Origin of the sequence: Serratia sp. LS-1, from assembly GCF_003719595.1 — a bacterium.
In the GTDB taxonomy this organism is placed as follows: Bacteria; Pseudomonadota; Gammaproteobacteria; order Enterobacterales; family Enterobacteriaceae; genus Serratia; species Serratia ureilytica.
Genome location: NZ_CP033504.1, coordinates 4513869 through 4532355, shown reverse-complemented (window position 1 = coordinate 4532355; position 18487 = coordinate 4513869). Strand labels below are relative to the sequence as shown.

Here is an 18487-nt window from a genome sequence, read left to right as displayed (position 1 = left end):
CCCTTTAAAATGATTCCGTTATCCGGCTTTTTTGCCGCCGAGCAGGTCCAGCACTTCCTGAACGCTGGTGGTATTCGCCAGCCGCTCGATCACGCTCTCGTCATCCAGCGCGTTGGTCAGGCTGGTGATCACCTGAATATGCTCGTTGTTGCGCGCGGCGATGCCGATCACCAGACGGGCCACTTCATCCTCTTCATCGCCGAAGCGCACGCCCTGTGGGTACTGACAGAACACCACGCCGGTGCTCAGCACCCGGTCTTTGGCCTCGATGGTGCCGTGCGGCACGGCGATCGATTCGCCCAGGTAAGTGGAGGTGAGCTTTTCGCGCTCCAGCATCGCCGGCACGTATTCCGCCTCGACGTAGCCGCCCTTCACCAGCTGCTCGCCGGCGAAGCGGATCGCCTGCTCTTTGTCGCTGGCCTGCAGGTTGAGGAACACGTTGCTCTCGCTCAGCTTGAACAGGTTCGGTTCCCCGGCTTCAAAGCTGTCGTCCAGCGCGCCCAGCACCTTCTGCTGGTTGTCGGTGGTTTTGTTGACCGCCACCAAACGCTCGACCAGATCGCTGTACAGCTTGCTGTCGAGGAAGTTGGTCAGCGAGATGTGCTGGGCCTGCGGCGCGTGGCGCATCGCGCGCTCGGTCAGATCGCGGTGGGTGATCACCAGATCCACGTCGTCCGGCAGGCTATTGATGGCGCTGTTGGTCACCGAGATGTTCTTCAGCCCGGCGTCGGCCACTTTCTTGCGCAGCACCCCGGCGCCCATGGCGCTGGAACCCATGCCCGCATCGCAGGCGACGATGATTTTGCGCACGGTGCTCAGATCGCCGTCGACCGATGCCGGCACCGCCGCGCCGCCTTTGGACTGCGATTTCATCTCTTGCATGCGACGGGTCGCGGCTTCCAGATCGTCATCCTCTTTCACCTTGGAGGTTTTCAGCAGGAAAGCGGATACCACGAAGGAGACGGCGAAGGCTGCGCATACCGCCGCAATGTTGGCGAAGTAAGCGCCTTTCGGCGTCATCGCCAGCACCGCCAAAATCGAACCCGGGGAAGCCGGAGAAACCAGGCCGCCGTTCAGCATCGTCAGGGTAAAGACGCCGGTCATGCCGCCCAGGATCACCGCCAGCAGCAAGCGTGGGTTCATCAGCACGTAGGGGAAGTAGATTTCGTGGATGCCGCCCAGGAAGTGAATGATCGCCGCACCGCCGGCGGATTGCTTGGCGCTGCCGCGGCCAAAGAACATGTAGGCCATCAGCACGCCCATGCCCGGACCTGGGTTGGCTTCTATCAGGAAGAACACCGATTTGCCGGCTTCCGTGGCCTGCTGAATACCCAGCGGCGAGAAGATGCCGTGGTTGATGGCGTTGTTCAGGAACAGGATTTTCGCCGGTTCAACGAAGATGGACGCCAATGGCAGCAGGTTGTTCGTCACCATCACGTGCACGCCCGCCGCCAGCAGCTTGGAAAGCACCTCCACCAGCGGCCCGATGCCCAGGAAGGCCAGGATCGCCAGCAGCATGCCGATGATGCCGGCGGAGAAGTTGTTCACCAGCATTTCAAAGCCGCTTTTGATCTTGCCGTCCACCCAGCGATCGAAATGCTTGATGGCCCAACCGCCCAGCGGGCCGGCGATCATCGCGCCGAGGAACATCGGCATGTCGGCGCCGACGATGACGCCCATGGTGGTGATGGCGCCGACCACGCCGCCGCGATCGCCGCCCACCAGCCGCCCGCCGGTGTAGCCGATCAGCAGCGGCAGCAGGTAGGTGATCATCGGGCCTACCAGCTTAGCCAAGGTCTCATTCGGCAGCCAGCCGGTTGGAATGAATAGCGCGGTGATAATCCCCCAGGCGATAAAGGCGCCGATGTTGGGCATCACCATGTTGCTCAGGAAGCGGCCAAAGTTTTGCACTTTAACCTTGATGTCTGGTGAAAACATAAAACACACCCCTATTGTTACGCGCTGACAATAGAGCGCGTGATTATTGTTGTGACGATCCAGCCGTGTTGCCGCTGTATGCGAAACGGACTCTATCACGCTGTTTTTGTCACGCGAACTTCACGGATTTTTTGTGATACAAATCACACACAACACCCCAACAAACCACCCTTTATAGTGACTAAGATCACATTTATGGCGTGTAAAAAAAGCACAGTGAGAAAAAAGTCGCCACAAAACCCCCAATAAAGTGACTATGATCACATTTTTAAATTGGCGTTTTGTTTTTGAATTGTGACATTAGTCACAATTTATTTTTAGCTGCAGCGCCGATCGCAACGCTCTGTTTGATCTTCCCTGTGAGCACTCATCCCGCCGGGAACTAGCGAAGTGATGAATGAAAGAAAACTACATTGCCTAATGAATGGATTAATTGAAGTGTAGTACAGAAGCCTGCGCAATAAGCCAGCAAGCGATTGGAAACGCTGAGGGGAAATAAAACAGGCCGGCAATGCCGGCCTGTTTCGCGCCTGGACGCGTTATTATTGCGTCACGCTTTGAATGGTTTTCTGCGCATTCATCAGGTTCTGCTGCTTAGCCACCAGATTCGACATCATGGTGTTGTATTGCGCCACCTGCTGCGCAGTGCGGAACTGCACGCCGTTGTTGTTGAAGCTGACCTGATTGCCCTGGCTCTGCAGGAAGTCGCCGACCTGCACCAGATCCTGCACAAAGCTGGCGGTAGTCGGGATCGCCGGCATCAAGGCGTTGGCCGGGGCGGTGACGATCTTGTCATAGGCCTGGTTGTACACCGCCTTCAGATCGTCAGGCTGCTTCAGCGCCGCGTGGGCAGTATCCGCCTGCGATTTGGCCGACTGGATCTGCTGGCCCAACAGGTTCAACGCCCCGACCGATTGCTGCAGCGCGTCGCGTTTGTTCAGGTAGTCCTGCGCGGTGCGGATCTGGTTAATCTGATCCAGCGCCGGCGTCAGGCTGGCGCCGACCGATTTAGACAACTGCTGCGAAAAGCCGACCAATATCGCGTAATCACCGGCATAGTTGCCGAACTTCTGTTTCTGGTCTTCGCTCAGCGTGGGGATGTTCGCCCCGCTGCGCATCACGGTATTCTGTAAGTAATCGATAAATGCTTTGCGCTGTTCCGGCTCTTTATCGCCGCAGGCGGTCAATTGCATGACCACCAACAATGCCAATACCGGTGCCAACCAACGCGCGAAACCTCTGCTCTGGATCCCTACCGCCATGTGACATAACTCCTGTTATAAACCTGCTTTTTCATTGGACTCCGCCCCTTTTTCCGCACTCCGTGCGCCTATAAGAATAGATCAACTGGCGGCGTTCCGATACGCGATTCCGCTTGCGGTGAACATTGTCTCAGCCGGGCGGTTGAAAACGGCGTACTGCACGTGCCACGCACGCATGGTACACTTTTCCAACGTTTATCGTCGGGCCAACTTGCTCATGTCCTCTTATCAGCCACCGTTGACCATCACGCCCTCCATTCTGCATCTGGCGACAGACGTCGGCGCCGCATTGGCCCGTTTGACGATACAAGCGGAACAAGAGCATGCATTGCGGCTAAGGCGCATCAATCGGATCCGCACTATTCAAGGTTCGTTGGCGATCGAAGGCAATACCCTGAGCGAAGAGCAGATCACCGCTATCATCGCAGGTAAGCGCGTCATCGCCCCTCCGCGTGACGTTCAGGAAGCGATGAATGCCATCCATTGCTATACCAACCTGAATCATTGGCATCCCGAAAATGAACGCGATCTGCTTGCCGCACATGGGATGTTGATGAACAGCTTACTGCCTGATGCCGGCCGCTATCGTCAAAGCGGCGTCGGCGTGATGAACGGCAATGTTGTGATCCATATGGCTCCACCGGCGGAACGCGTACCGTTGCTAATCCGTCAATTGCTCATCTGGCTGCAACAAACCGACCTGCCACCGCTGATCGGCAGCTGTGTATTTCACTATGAATTCGAATTTATCCATCCCTTTGCCGATGGAAACGGCCGTATGGGACGGTTGTGGCAAACGCTGATTTTGTCACGCTGGGATCCGTTGTTCGCCAACGTGCCGGTTGAGAGCCTGGTACATGATAACCAGCCCGGATATTACCAGGCGCTGAATGCCAGCAACCAAAAGACCGATTGCTCACCCTTCGTTGAATTCATGCTGGAAATGATTCTAAAAGCGCTTGAGCTGAGCATTACCCCCCAAGTCACCCCCCAAGTCACCCCCCAAGTCGCTGACTTGCTAGCGGCGCTGCAAGGGGAGATGTCGCGAGAAACGCTTCAGAATGTTCTACAGTTGCAAGATCGAAAATCTTTCCGCGAGCGCTATCTACAGCCGGCCTTGAATGCGGGTTGGATTGAAATGACGCTACCGGATAAACCCAAGAGCCGTTTACAACGCTATCGCTTGACCGCTGCCGGTATCAGACTGTTACGCCAACCATAAAAAAGGCGCCCGCAGGCGCCTTTTCACAGCAGAGAATCGCTTACTGCAGCACGGAGATATCCGCCACCTGCAGGAACAGCTCACGCAGTTTGCTCAGCAGCGTCAGACGGTTAACGCGCACTTCCGCATCGTCCGCCATTACCATCACGTTGTCGAAGAACGCATCCACCGGCTCACGCAGCGCGGCCAGTTCCACCAGCGCTTCCTGGTAGTTGCCCGCCGCGAAGTACGGCTGCAGCTTGTCGCGCAGCACCACCAGGTGAGTCGCCAGCTGGATCTCCGCCGCATCCTTCAGCACCGAGGCGCGCACGCTGTCGTTCAGCGTTTCGGTAGACTTGGCCAGAATGTTGGAGACGCGTTTGTTGGCCGCAGCCAATGCCGCCGCCTCGTCCAGCGTGCGGAAATGGGATACCGCCTTGACGCGCGCGTCGAAGTCGGCCGGTTTGGTCGGACGGCGCGCCAGCACCGCCTGAATGGTATCGACCGCGTGGCCTTCTTCCTGATACCAGGCGCGGAAACGACCCAGCATGAATTCCACCACGTCGTCGACCACCTTGGCATTGGTCAACTTGCTGCCGTACAGGCGCACGGCCTCTTCGGTCAGAGTCTGCAGATCCAATGGCAGGTTTTTCTCGACGATGATGCGCAACACGCCCAGCGCGGCGCGGCGCAGCGCGAACGGGTCTTTATCGCCCTTCGGATGCTGCCCGATGCCGAAGATGCCGGCCAGGGTGTCCATCTTGTCGGCGATCGCCAGCGAGCAGGCCACCAGCGACTGCGGCAGCGCATCACCGGCGTAGCGCGGCTGATACTGCTCGTTCAGGGCAACGGCGACATCTTCCGCCTCACCGTCGTGGCGCGCATAGTGCATGCCCATCACGCCCTGGGTGTCGGTGAATTCGAACACCATGTTGGTCATCAGGTCACACTTCGACAACAGGCCAGCACGGGTGGCGTGGTTGACGTCGGCGCCAATCTGGCCGGCAACCCAGCCCGCCAGCGCCTGGATGCGATCGGTTTTGTCGCGCAGGGTGCCCAGCTGCTGTTGGAACAGCACGGTTTCCAGGCGCGGCAGGTTGTCTTCCAGACGTTTTTTGCGGTCGGTGTTGAAGAAGAACTCGGCGTCGGCCAAACGCGGACGCACCACCTTCTCGTTGCCGGAGATGATCTGCTGCGGGTCTTTCGACTCGATGTTGGCCACGAAGATAAAGTTAGGCAGCAGTTTGCCTGCGGCGTCGTACACCGGGAAATACTTCTGGTCGCCCTTCATGGTGTACACCAGCGCTTCCGCCGGCACCGCCAGGAATTTCTCTTCGAATTTGGCGGTCAGCACCACCGGCCATTCCACCAGCGAGGCCACTTCTTCCAGCAGGCTGTCGCTCAGATCGGCCTTGCCGCCGATCTTCTGCGCCGCCAGTTCGGCGTCGCGTTTGATAAGGGCTTTGCGCGCTTCGTAGTCAGCGACCACTTTGCCGCGCTCCAGCAGGATCTGCGGATATTGGTCGGCATTGTCGAGGGTGAACTCGGCTTCGCCCATGAAGCGGTGGCCGCGCACGGTGCGCGCGGATTCGATGCCCAGCACGGTGCCCGGGATCAGATCGGCGCCCAGCAGCATCGTGACGGTGTGCACCGGACGCACGAACTGCACGTCGGAATCGCCCCAGCGCATCAGTTTCGGGATCGGCAGCTTGCCGAGCGCGGTGCTGACCATGCCGGCCAGCAGTTGTTGCGCCGACTGGCCTTTGACATGGGCGCGGTACATCAACCACTCGCCCTTGTCGGTCACCAGGCGCTCCGCCTGATCGACGGTGATGCCGCAGCCGCGCGCCCAGCCTTCGGCCGCTTTGCTCGGTTTGCCTTCGGCGTCGAACGCCTGAGCGATCGCCGGGCCGCGTTTTTCAATTTCGCGATCGGCCTGCGCCGCGCTCAGGTTGGCCACTTTCAGCGCCAGGCGGCGCGGTGCGGCGAACCAGCTCACGTCACCGTGCTCCAGGCCGGCGTTGTCCAGCTCGGCGGTGAAGTTGGCGGCGAAAGATTCCGCCAGGGAACGAAGAGCCTTCGGCGGCAGCTCTTCCGTGCCGATTTCCACCAGGAAAGTCTGTTGAGTCATGGCTGCCTCTTAGTTCTCGTTCTTCTTGTTGCACATCGGGAAGCCCAGCGCTTCGCGGGAAGCGTAGTAGGCTTCGGCAACGGCTTTGGTCAGCGTGCGGATGCGCAGAATGTAGCGTTGACGCTCGGTCACCGAAATCGCCTTGCGCGCGTCCAGCAGGTTGAAGGTATGGCCCGCCTTCAGGATGCGTTCGTAGGCCGGCAGCGGCAGCGGTTTTTCCAACGCCAGCAGCGATTGGGCTTCTTTCTCGTACTGCTCGAAGCAGGAGAACAGGAAGTCGACGTCGGCGTATTCGAAGTTGTAGGTGGACTGCTCCACTTCGTTCTGATGGAACACGTCGCCGTAGGTGGTGACGCCCAGCGGGCCGTTGCTCCACACCAGATCGTACACGCTGTCCACGCCCTGGATATACATCGCCAGACGCTCCAGGCCATAGGTGATCTCGCCGGTCACCGGCTTGCACTCCAGGCCGCCGACCTGCTGGAAGTAGGTGAACTGCGTCACTTCCATGCCGTTCAGCCACACTTCCCAACCCAGGCCCCAGGCGCCGAGCGTCGGGTTTTCCCAGTTGTCTTCCACGAAGCGGATGTCGTGGATAGTCGGATCCAGACCCAGCTCTTTCAGCGAGCCCAGGTAGAGTTCCTGAATGTTGTCCGGCGATGGCTTAATCACCACCTGGAACTGATAGTAGTGCTGCAGACGGTTCGGGTTTTCGCCGTAGCGGCCGTCGGTCGGGCGACGGGATGGCTGCACATAAGCGGCGGCCATCGGCTCCGGCCCCAGTGCGCGCAGGCACGTCATCGGGTGTGAGGTTCCCGCGCCGACTTCCATGTCCAATGGTTGAACGATGGTGCAGCCCTGGCGCGCCCAATAATCCTGCAGTGTCAGGATCAGGCCCTGGAAGGTCTTGGTATCAAACTTTTGCATGTTGAATTCGCACGCGATACAAGTGGATTTATATGGAATGCGCCAGTATACCCTTTGACCGTAAGATATACAGCCAGAATCCGGCAACAAGTGCGAATCGGGGCAAGAAGCGCTGGATTTTCACCCGTCGGCCAAGAAAACCGTCGGCAGCATCGGCGCCGCAGAAGGCGAGGTACCGCACCGCTTTCGCAGGCTCGGGTATCGGCTGGCTTTAGAGAAACGCCGATTCATCCCCCGCATGCTTCCACTACCGGCAGCTTGAGGCTTCTTCGACAAACAACAGGCGTGTTGAACAATATTCAAATAAGTGAATGGAATGAAAAAAAACATAACTCAGTGTTATATATTTACTTTATTCTTACCGACGCGGCATCGACTGAAATTTACTTGCCATAGTGACTCTGGTAGTATAACAAGAACAAATAACAGCCGCAGCTAAAAAGCCATTTAAGTCGCTTAGGAAAAAGATTGAAAATGATAGAGCTCTTTGACGTAGACTATAATTTGCTGCCAGATAACAGATCGAAAGAACTATTCTCTTTAAGAAAAAAAACGTTTAAAGACCGTTTAGACTGGCTCGTTAATTGCGAAAATAACATGGAGTTTGACGAATACGACAACCGTCACGCCACCTATATTTTCGGCACCTACCAAGATCACGTCATTTGCAGCTTGCGATTTATCGAAACGAAATACCCAAACATGATCAGCGATGGCGTATTCGACAATTACTTTAACGATATAAAACTCCCCGAAGGGAATTACGTTGAAGCCAGCAGATTATTTATAGACAAGGCGCGCATTCAAGCACTTCAACTCCATCAAGCGCCAATTAGCACCATGCTTTTCCTGTCGATGATAAACTATGCAAGAAGCTGCGGCTACGAAGGCATATACGCCATTATCAGTCACCCGATGCGCATTATTTTCCAACGCTCCGGCTGGCATATCTCGGTGGTAAAAACCGGATGCTCCGAAAAGAATAAAAATATTTATCTGATCTATCTGCCGATAGACGATGTCAACCGGAACAGATTGCTGGCGCGCATCAACCAACACGCCACAAAGTGGGATAACCCGTTGGATTCCTGGCCATTATCCTTCCGAGTCAGCGAGAAGCGGCCGGATGAGCTGCAGCTCCACACCTAACCTGATGGCATGTTTGGCATTGGTGACGCCAAGCTTTTTGACGGCGTTGCCGATGTGATATTTTACGGTGGTGAGTTTTATTCCCAGGATAAGGGCAATTTCTTGATAGGATTTACCTAAGCTCGCCCAGTAGATGATCTCATTTTCACGCTTGGAGAAAAACTCCCGCTGGTTCATTTTTTCAAAGTCAGCAGGCGTGCTCATTTCCTGGTAGAGCGCCGTCATTTTTCCGTGCATGGTAATCAGCAGCATTTGAATTTCGGCCTTATTATTGTCAATCTGCTGTTCAACATCCGCATCACAATGCTTATCCAACATAATGGATAACACCACCAGATTATGATGATGATCGTGCAAGACGAAAGTATACCCATTAATAATATTGTAGTTCTTGGCCATATCAAAAATCTTTGGCAATTTTAATCCTGCGCCAATTTCCAAATCTTTATCCCAGGTAAACGGGGTGATTCTATGCGATGCGGTAATCAAAACGGGATCAATAAACTGATAGTTATTTTTGATATAAAACTCGAACCACTCCGTCCTATTGGAAATGATTGAAAAGCTAGTCGGATTTCTTTTATTCATTATAGCATAGGCATATTTTATATTATTGTATTTGCTCAGCCCGCGTTCCAACTCTTCTTTTATAGAGGCATTAATGGTTTCATTATTGAAAAAAAAGTTAGACACTCACCAATCCTCTTCAAGAAATAACATCACTATAAAACTGAGAAGAGTATAACCCGGTTGCGCCGCCAAGTAAATTAAACCGACAGGCATAATAGGAAGCGTTAATAATCAACAGGCGTTTTAAAGAGTCAATTAAAATAATTTCGGAGGGGAAATTAATTTAATCGAGAAATAAGCGCGTCGCTGAAGAAGGGGCGGCAGAGGGCATTATCCGGCAAAGAAACACAAAGAAAACAAAATCATAACAACTCGGCATCATGACATGCATCTGACAAAAGCGTTCTGTCGCGTTGAAGATGAGAGGGGCCAGACAGGCAGGCGAAAACGCCCCGCATCCGATGATGAAGGGAAAAAGCCATTGACAGTGAAGATTTGGATATACAATAATAACCAAAATTTTCCCTGGTGTTGGCCAAGTGGCTACCTGATCCTTTATAGGATCAGTTTTTTTTTGTAGCGCTGTATTTTATCGTTATGCAATAACGATAAGAACTTTCAGCGATAAATGATAGTTGTACTAAAGTACAGTCTCATCCGCCCACATCGCCTCGCCATCTCGCCGTCACAGGCTCTATCCTCTCCCGAGAGTTCTCAGAAGCGCGCGCTGACGCCGACGTTATACATAAACTGCTCGCCGCTGCTCAGGCCGCCGGTTTGCGAGACGGTGGCGAAGGCCGACACTCTGTCCGTCAACGGCATGTTGGCCCCCAGCGTGACATCCACCCAGTTTTTGTCCTGACCCGCACTGTCGCGAGTAAATGAGGTTTGCGTCGATTTCAGGCCGCCGCCGGCGCGGTAGACGTCATCGCCGAACTGATGCTGATAACTCACTTCCGCATAGGGGTTAAACACGCCGAATTGCGTATCCAACCGCCAGCCCAACGCGCCGATCTGCGAATGATAGGTTTGATCGTTGAAGCGCATGGCGGTGCTGTCATCACCGTCTTCGCTGTAGCCGGACACATGGCTGTAATCCCAGGCGAACTGCGCCACCGGCCCGGTGGTGAGGTAAGCAGCGATAGGGAAGTCGTAGCCGGCGGTCACGCGCGCCCCCCACTGCTTGCCGGAGGTCGAACCGGTTTCGGTGCGCGTCAGCGGCCCCAACCGCATGCTGCGACGGATGTCGTCATAATCCATCGTCGCATAGTGCAGATCGGCATTGACCCACCCCTGCTCGAATATGGCCAGCGAACTGAAGGCCGACAGCAGCACCCCACGCGCCTTGTAGTCATAGCGGCTGGAAGGATGCTGATCGTCGTTGGAACCGGCGATCAACGCACCGATCAACCAGCTGTCGGTCAGCTGATAGTCCACGCCGACGGTCAGGTTGTGGGTGGTGGCGTTGCCATCCCCCGCCGCCCGGTTATCGGCATAGTCATAGTGCTGGCCTGCGTAGCCGCCGAATACGCCCAGCGAGCCCTGCGGATTGTCGCCGTTGCGCAGCTGCTGGAAACGGCTGTCGAGCGTGGCGCGGCTGTCACGCGCCATCGCCGCCGTCGCCTGATTCAGCGCCACCACCTGCGCCGGGCCATCCAACACCGCCTGGATATAATCCGCAATCAGCAGGTGCGCCTGCGGGCTGGGGTGGAAATGGTCGGAGAACAGATAGGACTGGCCGGCGTCGAAGCCAGGCATGTCGGAACGGCAAACCGCCGAGGAAACGCCCGCCGGACAAGCCATGCCGGCCGTGTTGGCGAAGCCGAACTGCGCCGGATTGGCGATCGCTTCGGCGAACAGCTTGTTCACGTCCACCCGCACGATATTGCCGCCGCCCTGCGCCAGCAAACGGTCTTCGCTTTGATTATAGAAATCGGTCAGCTGAGCGGCCTGCGCGCTCAGGCTGTCATATGCCGCCACAAGCTGGGCGGCGATCGCCTGCTGCACCTGAGGGATCGCGCTGCCCTGCTTCGCCGCGGCGGTCAACGCCGCGTGGATCGCCTGCGTGCGCGAAGCGTTGTCCGGGGTAGCCACCGAATTGAGCGTGGCATAGGCCGCCTGAATCGCCGCCCCCTGTACCGGCGGCAGCGCCTGCTGAATGATCAGTTCCATCAGCTGCGGCGTGGAGCCGATGTTCGGCACCGTCGGCACGATCACCGTGCCGGCGCCGGCGTTCAGCAGCGAATGCACCTGCGCGGCGGCGGCCGCGGCGCTGTTATAGGCCACGCCGGGCGCGGTAGCGGCGTTCAACGCCGCCGCCGCCAAATCGTTACCGCCGATCCAGTGAATATACAAACCGTCGCCATCGGCCTGGCCATGAACCCGATTCAGGTAGCGCTGCACCTGATCCTGAGTGTTGTCGACCGGGTTCAGGCCCGGCACCGCCACGGCGCCGCCGGCGGCGTAGTTTTCTCCGCCGTTGTCCGAGGCCACCAGCGCCGCGCCGATGCGTTGCGCCAACGCTTCGTCGTACAGCAGGTGCTGACTGCCGTCATAGGTGAACCGGCCGTTGTTGCCGGTATCGCTCAGGCTGTCGCCAAAGACGTAGAGTTGGTCATACGCCTGAACCGGAAGGGTCACACTGCAAAGTAACGCCACTGCAAGCGCCGCCGGGCGGGGCATGCATGTTATTTTTAGAGGCATGAATCGACTCCTGAGAGCCTGCAAATGAAGGCAATGTCGTTTTTATCGTTGGCCGGTTTTCCACCGGCCATGTAGTAACTATTGTCGGCTTTTTCGTCACGTCAAGCGGGGCTGCGGACAAAACAATCAGAGGCTTGCCAAGTTCGCCGCTTCGAGCGATGATTACTGTTCATAAATACAGCATAAGGACATTCAGGATGGCAGACGAACGTTGCGGTTGGGTGACGGCCGATCCGTTGTATCTCGAGTATCACGACAAGGAATGGGGCACGCCCACCACCGACGCGCGCGAGCTGTTTGAAATGCTGTGTCTGGAGGGACAACAGGCCGGTCTTTCCTGGATCACCGTGCTGAAAAAGCGCGAGAACTACCGCCGCGCCTTCCATGATTTCGATCCGCAGCGGGTCGCCGCCATGACAGAACAAGACGTGGAAAGGCTGCTGCAAGACAGCGGCATCATCCGTCACCGCGGCAAGATAGAAGCCATCATCACCAACGCCAAAGCCTATCTGGCGATGGAGGCGGCCGGCGAGAATTTCGTCACCTTCATATGGGACTTCGTCGGCGGCCGGCCACAGCTCAACCGCTGGCAGGCGCTGAACCAGGTTCCGGCCAAAACCGAGCAGTCCGACGCCATGTCCAAGGCGTTGAAAAAGCGCGGCTTCAAGTTTATCGGCTCCACCATCTGTTACGCCTTCATGCAGGCCAGCGGGCTGGTGAACGATCATCTCACGGGGTGCATGTGCTACCCAAAGCCACGGTGATCCGCCCCTGTGGCCCGGCGGATATCGATCGGCTGATGGCGCTGTGGCTGCCCAGCACCATCGCCGCCCATCCGTTCGTGGCGGAAAAATACTGGCGTGAAAGCGCCGCACTGGTGCGGGAAAATTACCTGCCGCGCGCGCAGAGCTGGGCCTGCTGGCATGAAAACGAGATCGTCGGCTTTATCAGCGTGCTGGACGAACAGTTCATCGGCGCGCTGTTTGTCGATCGGGCGTATCACGGCCGCGGCGTCGCCCAGGCGCTGATGACGCACGTGCAGCAGCGCTACCGCCGGCTCAGCCTGGAGGTTTATCAGCAAAACCTGCGCGCCTGCGCGTTTTACCACAAGCACGGTTTTCAGGTGACGCAGCGCCTGTTTAACGACGAAACCCAGGCCTATACGCTGATCATGAACTGGCCGGCAATCGAGAATTCAACCGGTTACGGTTAAAAAAGGCGCATTCGCGCCCTGGCGGCGCGCAATTAGGAATCCGCTGCATGGCGCCGCCCGGCGTTTTGTCGCATAACTCCCCCAGCACTTACCCGCGCTCATCATTTGTCACGTTTTTCTCCGGAACTGCCGGCGAGCCAACGCGTCATAGTAGCGCGGTGATGCGGGCCCCACCTGCGTCGCCTACTTTTTTGCGCCCCCGTGTTGGGCCGGCGCGTACAGATATTGATGCCATTAAGGACAAGAACATGAAAAAACGCATTGCAATTATTGCCGGCGCAGTGAGCGTCGCGCTCACGCTGTCGGCCTGTACCACCAACCCTTACACCGGCGAATCCGAAGTCGGCAAGTCCGGCATCGGCGCGGGCCTCGGGGCCGCACTGGGCGCCGGCGTCGGCGTACTGTCCTCTTCCAAGAAAGATCGCGGCAAGGGCGCGCTGATCGGCGCGGCGGCCGGTGCGGCGCTCGGCGGCGGCGCTGGCTATTACATGGACGTGCAGGAAGCCAAACTGCGCGACAAGATGAAAGGCACCGGCGTCAGCGTCACCCGTCAGGGCGACAACATCGTGCTGAACATGCCGAACAACGTGACCTTCGACAGCAGCAGCGCCACGCTGAAACCGGCGGGCGCCAACACCCTGACCGGCGTCGCTATGGTGCTGAAAGAGTATCCGAAAACCGCAGTCAACGTCATCGGCTACACCGACAGCACCGGTTCCCGTTCGCTCAACATGAACCTGTCGCAGCAGCGCGCCGATGGCGTAGCCAGCGCGCTGATCACCCAGGGCGTGGCGGCGAACCGTATCCGCACCGCCGGTGCCGGCCCGGACAACCCGATCGCGTCCAACAGCACCGCGGAAGGCAAGGCGCAAAACCGCCGCGTCGAGATCACCCTCAGCCCGCTGCAATAATCCCGCGCGGGGCGCCACCGGCGCCCCGCCGCTTCCCTGCGATTTTCTCCTTATCCTTCAACATTCCCGCCCGCACGCCGGGTATGGTAGTCTCCTTGGCAATTAACCGCAGGAGGGATCGGCTGTGAGCACTGTCAAGGCAACGCGCGCCTCAGGACGCGCCACCATCAGCGATGTAGCGAGCATCGCCAAAACCGGCAAGACCAGCGTGTCACGCTATCTGAATGGTGAACAGCACCTGCTTTCCGACGATCTCAAACAGCGCATCGAACAGGCGATCCAGCAGCTCGACTACCGCCCAAGCCAGATGGCGCGCAGCCTGAAGGGCGGCCAAACGCGCCTGATCGGCCTGATCCTCGCCGATATCACCAACCCCTATTCGGTGGACGTGATGCGCGGCATCGAGGCCGCCTGCCGCCAACACGGCTTTACCCTGCTGGTGTGCAACACCAACAACGAAGTCAATCAGGAACAGCACTACCTGCAGCTGCTCAGCAGTTACCGGGTGGAAGGCATCGTGGTCAACGCGGTCGGCATGCGCGAGGAAGCGTTATCCACGCTGCAACAGTCGATGCTGCCGATGGTGCTGATCGACCGCAAAATCCCCGACTTCGCCTGCGACGTAGTGGGCCTGAACAACCGCGAAGCCGCCACCGTCGCCACCGAGCACCTGCTGCAACAAGGCTTCGAAGCGATCCTGTTCCTCAGCGAACCGCTCGGTACGGTCAATACCCGCCTGGAACGCCTGCACGCCTTCAGGCATACCATGGCGCAGCACCCTGCGCTGCTGGCGGAGCAGGCCGAAACGCCGCTCAACGATCGGCAAAAACTGGAACAGGTGCTGAGCGATTTCAGCGGCCGTCATCGCGGCATGCGCAAGGCGGTGATCTCCGCCAACGGCGCCCTGACACTGCAGGTGGCGCGCGCCATGCGCCGGCTCGGCATCCAGTGGGGCAACGACATCGGCCTGCTGGGCTTCGACGAGCTGGAGTGGGCGGAACTGGCGGGCGTCGGCATCACCACGCTGAAACAACCCACCTACCAAATGGGGCACGCGGCGCTGGAGCGGCTGGTGCAGCGTATTCAGGGTCTGGCCGCCCCCAGCGGCGAGCAGATGTTCTCCGGCGAGCTGATCGTCCGCGGCTCCACCACCCGCTAACCCGCCTTCTCCGGGGCCTTAACCGCCCCGCCTTCATCGGCTGTTTTTTGCTCAGCTTCGTGATTGCGATCATATTTTTACACTCTGTCGCTTTCTACTGGAACCGGTTCCATTTAACGTACCGGTAACAGCAGCGGCGGCGACAATGCCGCCTCAGGAGTCAAAATGAAAACAGAAATCATCGTGGTCACCGGCGCCTACGGCGCCGATACCGTCAAACAACAGGGCGGCCAGCGCGCGCTGTTGCCCATCATTGCCGGCGCGGGCGCCGACGGGGTGGAGATCCGCCGCGAACTGTTCGCCGCCGGCGAACTGGACAGCCTGCCTGCGCTGGCCCAGGAGATAGAACGCCAGCAGCTGTTCGCCGTCTATTCCGCCCCTGAGGCGCTGTTCACTCCGCAACATACGCTGAATCCCGACCTGCCGGCGCTGCTGGCGGAAGCGCAGGCGCTGAACGCGCGCCAGCTGAAGCTCTCCCTCGGCCATTTCCGCCCCGGCTTCGATTTTACCGAGCTGAAAGTGGCGCTGGAGCAACATCCGGTCAAACTGGTGGTCGAGAACGACCAAACGCCGGACTGCGGCATTTTGTCGATGCTGAACGCCTTTTTCCATGCAGCGGAAGATAGCCACCTGCCGGTCAGCATGACCTTCGATATGGCCAACTGGCTGTGGGTGGGGCAAGACGCCTTCGCCGCCGCCGAACGCCTGGCCCGCCACGTCGGTTACGTGCACGTCAAGGCCGCCACGCAAGGTCCGCGCGGCTGGCGCGCCATTGCGCTGGACGATACCGACGGCAGCTGGCGCGATCTGCTGGCCCGCCTGCCGCACGATGCGCCGCGCGGCATCGAATTCCCGTTGCAGGGTGATGACCTGGAAGCCGTCACCCGCCATTACGTCAATATTTTGCGTGCGGAGTAACCCCATGATGACAACGTTAACGGCAACGACGGCGCAGCAGGCGCCCCTGGATGTGGTCACTCTGGGTGAAGCCATGGCGATGTTCGTGGCGGCGCAGACCGGCGATTTGGCGGAGGTGGAAACCTTCACCAAACGCATCGCCGGCGCCGAACTGAACGTGGCGATCGGCCTGGCCCGTCTGGGCATGAACGTCGGCTGGGTCAGCCGCGTCGGCAACGACTCGTTTGGCCGCTTCACCCTGCAGCAGCTGAAAAAAGAAGGCATCAACTACCGGCAGGTGACGGTCGACGGCCACTATCCGACCGGTTTTCAGGTGAAATCCAAGACTACCGATGGTACCGATCCCAGCGTGGAATATTTCCGTAAAGGCTCGGCGGCCAGCCGCCTGTCAGTCGCCGATTTCAACCGCGAGTATTTCGGTTCCGCGCGCCACCTGCACCTGAGCGGCGTGGCGGCGGCGCTGTCCGGCGAATCGCTGGCGCTGTGCCACCATGCGGCGCGCGAGATGCGCGCCATGGGCAAAACCATTTCGTTCGATCCCAATCTGCGCCCGGTGCTGTGGCCCAGTCGCGAGGTGATGATCGAGCAGCTGAACCAGCTGGCGTTCGCCGCCGACTGGGTGCTGCCGGGGTTGAAAGAGGGACAGATCCTCACCGGCCAGTCGACGCCGGAAGGCATCGCCGATTTCTATCTGGAGCGCGGCGTGCAGGCGGTGATCATCAAAACCGGCCCGGACGGCGCCTGGTTTAAAACCGCCGCCGGCGATAAAGCGGCGGTGGCCGCGGTCAAGGTCGACAACGTGGTGGATACCGTAGGGGCGGGTGACGGCTTTGCCGTCGGCACCCTCAGCGCCCTGCTGGAAGGCAAAACGCTGGTACAGGCGGTGCAACGCGGCAACAAAATCGGCTCGCTGGCGATCCAGGCCATCGGCGACAGCGAAGGCCTGCCGACCCGCGCGGCGCTGGCCGAATAACAATAAAAAAACGACTTCTCCGCATGACGTCAGCCTCTGGCCCTACAACCGGGACGCGTCGGGAGAGCATCTGCCCCTTCGTCTTTCATGCCCAACGGGCTGGGCGAAAGGGATGCAACACCACTGAAGGATACTGAACATGAACAAAGCGACTGTCGCGGCCAAACGCTGGTGGTACATCATGCCCATCGTGTTTATCACCTACAGCCTGGCCTATCTCGATCGCGCCAACTTCAGCTTCGCCTCCGCCGCCGGCATCAATGAGGATCTCGGCATCACCAAGGGCATGGCCTCGCTGCTGGGTGCGCTGTTTTTCCTCGGTTATTTCTTCTTCCAAATTCCCGGCGCCATCTACGCCGAGCGCCGCAGCGTCAAAAAACTGATCTTCTGGTGCCTGATCCTGTGGGGCGGCTGCGCCTCGCTGACCGGCGTGGTGAGCAATATTCCGATGCTGGCCGCCATCCGCTTTATCCTCGGCGTGGTGGAAGCGGCGGTGATGCCGGCAATGCTGATCTACATCAGCAACTGGTTCACCAAATCGGAGCGTTCACGCGCCAATACCTTCCTGATCCTCGGCAACCCGGTGACGGTGCTGTGGATGTCGGTGGTGTCCGGTTACCTGATCCACGCCTTCGGCTGGCGCGAAATGTTCATCATCGAGGGCATTCCGGCGGTCATCTGGGCGTTCTGCTGGTGGGTGCTGGCGAAAGACAAACCGGCGCAGGCCGGCTGGTTGAGCGCCGATGAGAAACAGGCGCTGCAACAGCAGCTGGACGAAGAACAGAAAGGCATCAAGGCCGTGCGCAACTACGGCGAAGCCTTCCGTTCGCGCAACGTGATCCTGCTGTGCGTGCAGTACTTCGCCTGGAGCATCGGCGTATACGGCTTCGTGCTGTGGCTGCCTTCCATCCTGCGCAGCGGCATGCAGATGGGCATGGTGGAAGCGGGCTGGCTGTCGGCGGTGCCTTACCTGGCGGCGACCATCGCCATGATCGTGGTCTCCTGGGCGTCGGACAAAATGCAAAACCGCAAGCTGTTTGTCTGGCCGCTGCTGCTGATCGGCGCGCTGGCGTTCTTCGGCTCTTACGCCGTCGGCACCAACCATTTCTGGATCTCTTACGGCCTGCTGGTAGTCGCCGGCGCCGCGATGTACGCCCCTTATGGGCCGTTCTTCGCCATCATTCCGGAAATGCTGCCGAAAAACGTCGCCGGCGGCGCCATGGCGCTGATCAACAGCATGGGCGCGCTGGGTTCGTTCTTCGGTTCCTGGTTCGTCGGTTACCTGAACGGCGCCACCGGCAGCCCGGCGGCTTCCTACATGTTTATGGCCATCGCACTGGTGGTGGCGGTGGTGTTGACGCTGATCGTCAAGCCCGCCCGCAACGAGATCCAGCCGCAGATGGCTTGATCCGGTTATACTTTTTCTCTGTCA

The 18487-nt window shown here is 58.5% G+C and carries 15 protein-coding genes; 9 read left to right on the top strand and 6 right to left on the bottom strand.

Features of this window, described 5'->3' with window-relative positions; genetic code table 11:
- Positions 1-18: 18 nt before the first annotated feature.
- Entirely contained in the window at positions 19-1938 is a 1920-nt protein-coding gene (locus EDY99_RS21615) for a PTS mannitol transporter subunit IICBA (protein ID WP_123062055.1), read from the bottom strand.
- A 542-nt stretch (positions 1939-2480) separates the two neighbouring features.
- Positions 2481-3200: a DUF3053 domain-containing protein gene (locus EDY99_RS21610; RefSeq protein WP_025304780.1), complete on the bottom strand. Its 720-nt coding sequence runs from the start codon at positions 3198-3200 to the stop codon at positions 2481-2483.
- 217 nt (positions 3201-3417) lie between these two features.
- Between EDY99_RS21610 and EDY99_RS21605 the strand changes: the two genes are divergently transcribed.
- Positions 3418-4422, top strand: coding sequence for a Fic family protein (locus tag EDY99_RS21605; RefSeq protein WP_123062191.1), 1005 nt, complete (start codon positions 3418-3420; stop codon positions 4420-4422).
- Positions 4423-4462: 40 nt separating this feature from the next.
- Here the strand turns inward: EDY99_RS21605 and glyS are convergent, their stop codons facing one another.
- A complete protein-coding gene (gene glyS / locus EDY99_RS21600; protein WP_033645123.1) occupies positions 4463-6532 on the bottom strand; it encodes a glycine--tRNA ligase subunit beta in 2070 nt (689 codons plus the stop codon).
- Positions 6533-6541: 9 nt separating this feature from the next.
- Entirely contained in the window at positions 6542-7459 is a 918-nt protein-coding gene (gene glyQ, locus EDY99_RS21595) for a glycine--tRNA ligase subunit alpha (protein WP_004933966.1), read from the bottom strand.
- A gap of 474 nt (positions 7460-7933) precedes the next feature.
- Between glyQ and EDY99_RS21590 the strand changes: the two genes are divergently transcribed.
- The gene (locus EDY99_RS21590; protein ID WP_033645124.1) at positions 7934-8608 is read left to right on the top strand and encodes an acyl-homoserine-lactone synthase; all 675 of its coding nucleotides are present in this window, start codon (positions 7934-7936) and stop codon (positions 8606-8608) included.
- On the opposite strand, the gene EDY99_RS21585 is transcribed toward EDY99_RS21590, so the two are convergent.
- On the bottom strand, positions 8555-9301 hold the full coding sequence (locus EDY99_RS21585; protein ID WP_033645125.1) for a LuxR family transcriptional regulator: 747 nt from the start codon (positions 9299-9301) through the stop codon (positions 8555-8557). The two genes, EDY99_RS21590 and EDY99_RS21585, sit on opposite strands and share 54 nt — an antisense overlap.
- 591 nt (positions 9302-9892) lie before the next feature.
- Positions 9893-11881, bottom strand: a complete 1989-nt coding sequence (locus EDY99_RS21580) for an autotransporter outer membrane beta-barrel domain-containing protein (RefSeq protein WP_123062054.1) — start codon at positions 11879-11881, stop codon at positions 9893-9895.
- Between the two features lie 197 nt (positions 11882-12078).
- Here EDY99_RS21580 and EDY99_RS21575 point away from each other — a divergent pair, with 197 nt between their 5' ends.
- The 7 genes from EDY99_RS21575 to EDY99_RS21545 all read left to right on the top strand — a co-directional run bounded on the left by EDY99_RS21575 (position 12079) and on the right by EDY99_RS21545 (position 18463).
- Complete coding sequence (locus EDY99_RS21575; protein WP_042783395.1) at positions 12079-12645, top strand: DNA-3-methyladenine glycosylase I; 567 nt, start codon at positions 12079-12081, stop codon at positions 12643-12645.
- Positions 12642-13094: an N-acetyltransferase gene (locus EDY99_RS21570; RefSeq protein WP_046688561.1), complete on the top strand. Its 453-nt coding sequence runs from the start codon at positions 12642-12644 to the stop codon at positions 13092-13094. The genes EDY99_RS21575 and EDY99_RS21570 overlap by 4 nt, the downstream gene beginning before the upstream one ends.
- A 248-nt stretch (positions 13095-13342) precedes the next feature.
- Positions 13343-14005: an OmpA family lipoprotein gene (locus EDY99_RS21565; protein ID WP_033645129.1), complete on the top strand. Its 663-nt coding sequence runs from the start codon at positions 13343-13345 to the stop codon at positions 14003-14005.
- Between the two features lie 124 nt (positions 14006-14129).
- The gene (locus EDY99_RS21560; protein WP_004933951.1) at positions 14130-15164 is read left to right on the top strand and encodes a LacI family DNA-binding transcriptional regulator; all 1035 of its coding nucleotides are present in this window, start codon (positions 14130-14132) and stop codon (positions 15162-15164) included.
- A 165-nt stretch (positions 15165-15329) separates the two neighbouring features.
- Positions 15330-16082, top strand: a complete 753-nt coding sequence (locus tag EDY99_RS21555) for a sugar phosphate isomerase/epimerase (protein ID WP_047573224.1) — start codon at positions 15330-15332, stop codon at positions 16080-16082.
- Positions 16083-16089: 7 nt separating this feature from the next.
- The gene (locus EDY99_RS21550) at positions 16090-17055 is read left to right on the top strand and encodes a sugar kinase (protein ID WP_046688560.1); all 966 of its coding nucleotides are present in this window, start codon (positions 16090-16092) and stop codon (positions 17053-17055) included.
- 139 nt (positions 17056-17194) lie between these two features.
- Positions 17195-18463, top strand: a complete 1269-nt coding sequence (locus EDY99_RS21545; protein ID WP_033645131.1) for an MFS transporter — start codon at positions 17195-17197, stop codon at positions 18461-18463.
- Positions 18464-18487: the final 24 nt, after the last annotated feature.